Genomic DNA, 6,364 nt, shown 5'->3' with positions numbered 1-6,364 from the left:
GCGCCTGACCGCCACGGTGATGCTCGGTGCCTGCCTGACCATGGCCGTGATCGGGCAATGGCTGATCGTCACCCTGTTCGGCATTGCCTATCAACCGGCCTACCCGGCCTTGCTGGCCCTGCTGCCGGGGCTGCTCGGTCTTTGCTATGCGAGCATCCTGCGCCTGGACTTGCTGGGCAAAAATCGACCCGGCACGGTTTCGCTGCTGGTGGGCCTCGGCGCGCTGCTGAACCTGGCCCTGAACCTGTTGCTGATCCCGCTGTATGGCATCGTCGGTGCTGCGGCGGCATCGTCCATCGCCTACCTGGCGGTGACCGTCGCGCTGCTGGTGATGTACTGCCGGTTGAGCGGCGTACCCTTCTGGCAAACCCTGATCATCCTGCCCAGCGATGTGGCACCGATGCTTCAGATACTGCAACGGAAATCAGCATGAAACCCCTGGTGCTGCTGTTGAGCCTGGGCCTTGGTTTGAGTGCTCAGGCGGCGCCCATGCGCTGGACCGACATTCGCGACGGCAGCCTGTACCTGCAAGCGGATCGCCCCGACACGTTGACCATCCAGTGGGTCCCGGCGTGGCAGGCCGATGCCAACGAAGAACACCTGTACCTACTCGACGGCAACGGCAACCTGAAGGGTGATCGCCTGATCGCCGCCAGTGAAACCCGCGGCAAGCAGAGCTGGCCGCTGGCGCCGGGTGCCGCCAGTTATCGACTGGAAATTCCGGGCTACAGCTTCCGCCGCTACACCGTCGAACATGACGAACACACCGTGGCGTTATTCGCCCCGGCCAAGGTGCATTTCAGCGCCGAAGCCCGTGGCGGCGATGAGCTGTATTTCAAAATCGCACCGGGGGAACACGCGGTACTGGCCGGCAAGTTTCATGGTGGAGTCGGCGCCCTGCAGGCGCAGCGTGTGGGTGATAACAAACAAGTGTCGCTGATACTCAAGCCCTATCGCGCCTATTGGCAATTCGATCAGCTCGAACTGCCCGTCACCCAGGACGAACAAGTCTGGCGCCTGCGCCTGCAAGGCAGCGGCAAGGTCGCGTTCTGGCTCGATGGCACGGCAAACCTGTTCGCCCAGAACCCGCAGCAACTCAAGCCGCTGCGCGAGGACGCTGGCCAGACCCGGCTGACCCTGCATAAAGAGACGCTCGGCCCGACCCCGAACCTGGGCATTTATTTGCCCTACGTGCTGCCGCCGCAATCCAGTTTCGCGGCGCTCGACGCCCTCAAGCCTCAGGCGGGTTCCTACTACAGTTTCGTCGACGTCACGGCGCAAAATCCGCACCACGAAGATGCGTTCCGCCAGCTCTATCAGAACCGCTTTGGCATCAAGCAGGACATCACGCTGTTGGCCGGCAGCCAGCGTCAGGCCGATCTGCGCGCCGACACCGTGAGCAACGCCGGCCTTGACGCCTGGCTCACCGCCACCCGTGCCCTCGGTGGTGGCGGCACTCACTACATCGCGTTCGCCGACGAGCCGAATCTCAACTACTCGAGCTACGCCAACTACCAGGCGATCTTCAACAGCATGGCCCGGCAAGTGCGCAGCGATCCTGCCAACGCCAAGGCCGGCATTCGCATTGCCATGCCCGCCAGTTCGCGCTTCGTCAACGGCCCGTTCACCGACGATGCTGCCGACAAGCGCGGTATCGACTGGGCACGGCGCCTGCTGGCTGAATCCGGCGGGCAGATCGACGCCCTCGCCTGGCATGAATGGATGGTTCGCGACCTGCTGGCGACCCGGGTCTACCGCGACAGCGTGCGCCGCGCCGCCGAACTGGTGGGCCTCGATGCCAAGGGCCGGCCACGCAAGGCCTTGCTGCTGGACCAGACCAACCTGTCCAGCGGCTCAAGCCTGAGCCCCTACGATCAGGAAACCCATTTCGCTTCGCTGTGGTGGGCCTCGGTGGTCATCAACTCGGCGCAGGACGGCTTGCTGGACATGCTCAACTGGTTCCAGGCCGCCGACGAACCGAACTACCCCAAAGGCATGGTGCGGGTGCTGGGCGGCGATCGCTTCGAGCTCAAACCGGTGGGCCTGGCCCAACAATTCATCCGGCAGCACTGGCTGAAAAACGTCATGCGCCTGGACAACGACGCCTTCGAAGTCGACGTGCTGGCGATGGCCACCGAACACCAACGCAGCCTGTTGGGCGTCAATAAGGGCGCGCGCTTGCAGCGTGTCGATCTGGCCGGGGCGACCTGCCCGCTGACCAAGGGAGCGCTGGTGTATTTCGGTGCCGACAGCCGCAGTCGCGAAGGCAAATTCAACTGTCAGGACGGTCGCGTCAGCTTCGACCTGCCAGGGCAAACCCTGTTCGCCCTGAGCTGGAGCGCCTCATGAACGTCCATGAGTTATGCGGCGGTCTGAATCTATGATGGCTCGATTCGAATGGCGCACGTCGTTGTGCGCTCCGGACTTTCCAACAACCGCTTATGAGGGGTTGCGCTGGCGCGTGACGGACAATACGCCGTTCAACACCCTCGCCTGGCTGCGCGCATCGGAACAGGCACTGCTTGCCGGGGAACGCTTGCACGTTCTGCTCGGCTGGCACGGCGATGAATTGGCCTTGTGCCTGCCGCTGGTGGTGTCCGTGGAGCGCTTTGGCGGGCTACCGTTTCGAGTCCTGCATCACCTCGGTTACCCCCTCACCGATCGCCTGGCCCTGCTCAGTTGCCTCGATGCCGAGAGCATGCGCAAGGCGCTGGTGATCATCCGCCGTCGCGTGCCCCATGCGATGCTGCAACTCAATGAATTGTGCGAACCCATCGGCGAAGAAAGTGCACTGACCACCTGGATGGCCCACAGCTCGACCGGCGAGCGCCGCCTCAGCTGTCGGGTGCCGGTGCACCTGATCAGCGAGGCCGACCATCAGGAAGTGTCCGGCGACCCCCGCTACAAACTGCGCCGTGCACGTAAACGCATCGCGGCTTGCGGTGCCGAGATCCGACGGCTAACCCCCGACGCCGCCACCATCAGGCCACTGTTGCGGACCCTCGGCAAAGTCGAAGCGCTGAGCTGGAAAGGCCTTCAAGGCGTTGGGATTTTCACCAATGACCGCTACCGGCAATGGATCGAGCAAGCCTTCACCGCCCTCGCCGAAGAAGGACTAGTGCGGGTGGTGGTGCTGGAGCTGGACGGGCGTTGCATCAGCTACCGCATCGGCTTGCTGGAACAGGGTCGGCTGTACGACTACAACCTGGCGTTCCTGCCGCAACACGCTGACCTGGGCAGCGGTCGTGTGCTGCTTGAAGAGTGGATCCGCTGGGGGCTGGACGACAACTGGCACTGGGTCGACGCCTCGCGGATCAGCCTGGAAAACTCCAGTCATCAACTCCTGGAGCGCATGACCGGCCAACTGGAGCACTGGCGCTGGAGTTTCTACTCCTGGCGCCCCAGCGGCCTCGCCCTGGGGCTGGCCCTGCGACTCTGGCACCGAATCAAACCCGGGTTAAAAAAGTGGCAGGCCAGGCGTGCAGCAACGCTGGTTGCTCCTACGCTTACACCTATACAGGCACCTATTGTCGCCAAAGACGCTGCACCCACCGAACAAGAAAGAGAGGGCAGCCATGCCTCGCCAAGTCATAGTCAACGCTGACGATTTCGGCCTCAGTCCGAGCGAAAATGCGGTGATACTGGGTGCCTTCCACGCTGGAGTCATCAGCTCCGCAACCGCCATGGCCAACATGCCGGCCTTCGAAGCGGCCTGCGTCCTGGCCCGGCAACCAATGCTCAAGGGGCGGATCGGGCTGCACTTCAACCTCACGTATGGCCGGCCGTTGAGCCCGTCGATTCTGGCGCGTTCGACGTTCTGCGACAGCCAGGGTGAGTTCGACCTCAGCCTGCCCCGCCACAGCCTCTGGCTCAACCGCCTGGATCGCGACGCGGTGCTGGAGGAACTCGAAGCTCAATGGCAACGCTGCCTGGACAACGGCCTGCACCCCAGCCACCTCGATTCCCATCAGCACGTGCACAACATCTGGCCCATTGGTGAAATCGTCGCGCGGTTTGCCGCCCGCCAAGGGGTGCCCGTGCGACTGGCGCGCGATCTGGGAAGTAACCTGAGCGTGCCCAAGCGAGTGTTCAAGACGTTGCTCAACCATCGCCTGAACAGCCTGTCCGGAGCGACCGCCCAGAACGTATGCACCCCGGTCGACCTGCGCACTGTGGCGATGCCAATCGACGGCTTGCTGGAAATCGTCGTCCATCCGATCCATATCGGCGCCGATTTTGGCGATGCCTATCTGGACCCGGGCGAGTCGCTGAGCCATGTGCTGGAGCAGCGTCTTGCGGGTGTTCCGAGAGTGTCCTATGCCGTGGTGCCGAGGGCATCCAAAGAGGAGCCGCAATACCCGACCGAACTGCACCCGTTGAAATCCTGATTTTTCGCCATCGAAAACGTTACCCACCACACCCAGGCTTCAGCCTCGGAGGACTTCATGAGCGCCATCGACAAGATTCGCGAACGCATCAAACAAAAAGGCCTGCTCCACACGCTCCAGTCGCTCTGGAAGCGCTACGTGTATTTCCATAGGGAGCTGCTGTGGCTGGGGCGCGACCTGGTGACCCCGGTGGCGCCGCACAATATGCGGCCCTATTCGGGCCTGCGCCTGGTGATCATCACCCCGGAAAACGCCACCGCGTTCACCAAGTACTACGGCAATCGCGTCAAGGCCATGGCCGAAATCGCCGCCGAGGGTCACACCGGACACATGTACGTGAACGAGGAAGGTGATGCCATCGGATTCATCTGGGGCAGCGCCAGGGACTACTTCGACCGGCACTATTACGGCTGCTGGTTCCGGATCAACCCTGGTGAGTTTTTCGAGTTCGGCGGTGAAATGATCCCTCAATACTTCGGCACCAGCCTGTCGATGGACGCCCAGTTCAAACTCTGGGATGCGATGCGGGCCAAAGGGTGCAACAAGATCGTCGACGTCTGCGATACCCGCAACATCCAGGCGATGAAAATGCACATCCGCATGGACTACCAGGAGCAAGGGCGCATCACCCACGTCTACGACCTGTTCGGCCGCTGGCGCTTCTTCCGCGAAACCTACTACACCGGCTCGCGGCTGACGGCACTGCGCAAACCGGAACAACGGCCGGTGACGGCGGCGCAGGCGTGATTGGCTTCCACATTTGATCATATTTCCGTGTGCGAGCTTGCCCGCGAAGGCGTCATGTTGCCTACGCAGTTTAGGGAAAAGTACACGCTGGAGCAGAGAATGACCTGACTGCTCGTCTGTATTCATATGGATACAGTCGAGCAATGAATTATCTTATTCAACAAACCACAATCTTCGTGGCATGGCATGCCTCAATTCGCGACTTGCGGGCGAAGGTTGCTATTGCTCGTCGCATTGACCGTGCCTCTACGGGTAATCTTGGCGATATCAAATCGGTGGGTGATGGTGTCTCCGAAATGCGCGTGGACGTTGGCGCTGGCTATCGGGTCTACTTCACTTTGCGAAATGGCGTAGTCATCGTATTGCTGGCCGGTGGTGACAAGTCCTCGCAAAACACTGATATCCGACGGGCGAAAAAATTGGCAAGGGAGGTTTGAACATGGGCCAGACTTTGACTGCTTTCGACATGGCGGCACTGCTCGACAGTGACGAAGCCATCAGCGAATACCTCTCTCAGGTATTGGCAGACGGCGACAACGAAGAGTTTCTTCGTGCTATCGGCTACGTGGTAAAGGCTCGCGGCATGACACAAATTGCCAAAGATTCCGGAATGGGGCGCGAAAGCCTGTACAAGGCCTTCGCACCCGGGGCGAAACCACGTTTTGATACGGTTCTAAAGGTCATTCATGCCTTGGGCATTGATCTCTGCGCGCAACCAGGGCACGCGGCAAATCACTCAACGCTCTGAAAATACCCCAGGCACTACGTCGCTCGCTCCACCGCCACCAACGTGTAACACAACGGCAACTGCGCCTTTTGCTGCTGATACTTGTCGTAGAGTTCTTCGCGATTGGAATGCGGGTACTCCTTGAAATGGCATATCTGCAACCCCGCTTCGACGGCACCGGTGAAGATCGCGCCCAGGGTGTGGACGAACCAGTAGGACGCCGAGGCCTGCTGTTCGACTTTGCCTTCGTAGACGATCGGTTGGTCCTGGACGAAAGGCTCACTGCGAAAATACGAGCTGTCCGGGCGATAGGGATCGGCTGACTCGGGGTCGAACATTTCCAGGAACGGGTGGGTTTCGTAAATCACCAGGCTGCCGCCGGGCTTGAGGGTTTGCGCGGCATGGCGCATGAACTCGCCGATGTCCGGCATCCAGTTCAATACGCCGATGGTGATCAGCGCCACGTCGAAGCGTTGGTGCAGCTCTGTCGGCAGGTGATGGA

The 6,364-nt window shown here is 61.3% G+C and carries 6 protein-coding genes and 2 pseudogenes; 7 read left to right on the top strand and 1 reads right to left on the bottom strand.

Annotation, left to right across the window (positions count from 1 at the left end):
• The 7 genes and pseudogenes from AC1DLB_RS18200 to AC1DLB_RS18170 form a co-directional block, all read left to right on the top strand.
• Positions 1-433 (top strand): annotated as a pseudogene (locus AC1DLB_RS18200) (polysaccharide biosynthesis protein); the annotation flags it as partial.
• Positions 430-2,349 carry a hypothetical protein gene (locus AC1DLB_RS18195; RefSeq protein ID WP_477743687.1) on the top strand — a complete coding sequence of 640 codons (1,920 nt, stop codon included), beginning with the start codon at positions 430-432 and terminating at the stop codon, positions 2,347-2,349. The pseudogene AC1DLB_RS18200 and the gene AC1DLB_RS18195, both read left to right, overlap by 4 nt.
• A gap of 31 nt (positions 2,350-2,380) precedes the next feature.
• Positions 2,381-3,604: a GNAT family N-acetyltransferase gene (locus AC1DLB_RS18190; RefSeq protein ID WP_477743688.1), complete on the top strand. Its 1,224-nt coding sequence runs from the start codon at positions 2,381-2,383 to the stop codon at positions 3,602-3,604.
• Positions 3,576-4,388: a ChbG/HpnK family deacetylase gene (locus tag AC1DLB_RS18185; RefSeq protein ID WP_477743689.1), complete on the top strand. Its 813-nt coding sequence runs from the start codon at positions 3,576-3,578 to the stop codon at positions 4,386-4,388. The genes AC1DLB_RS18190 and AC1DLB_RS18185 overlap by 29 nt, the downstream gene beginning before the upstream one ends.
• A 57-nt stretch (positions 4,389-4,445) precedes the next feature.
• Complete coding sequence (locus tag AC1DLB_RS18180; RefSeq protein ID WP_477743690.1) at positions 4,446-5,135, top strand: N-acetyltransferase; 690 nt, start codon at positions 4,446-4,448, stop codon at positions 5,133-5,135.
• A gap of 143 nt (positions 5,136-5,278) precedes the next feature.
• Positions 5,279-5,572 (top strand): type II toxin-antitoxin system RelE/ParE family toxin, encoded by a 294-nt coding sequence (locus AC1DLB_RS18175; RefSeq protein WP_018925564.1) that lies wholly within the window; start codon positions 5,279-5,281, stop codon positions 5,570-5,572.
• A gap of 2 nt (positions 5,573-5,574) precedes the next feature.
• Positions 5,575-5,883: an addiction module antidote protein gene (locus AC1DLB_RS18170; protein WP_018925563.1), complete on the top strand. Its 309-nt coding sequence runs from the start codon at positions 5,575-5,577 to the stop codon at positions 5,881-5,883.
• A 14-nt stretch (positions 5,884-5,897) separates the two neighbouring features.
• Here the strand turns inward: AC1DLB_RS18170 and AC1DLB_RS18165 are convergent.
• A pseudogene (locus AC1DLB_RS18165) lies at positions 5,898-6,364 on the bottom strand (SAM-dependent methyltransferase); the annotation flags it as partial.

Source organism: Pseudomonas sp. 05N434 (assembly GCF_056396965.1).
Note: the sequence above shows the minus strand (reverse complement) of the source record. Positions and strands in the feature narration are given on the sequence as shown.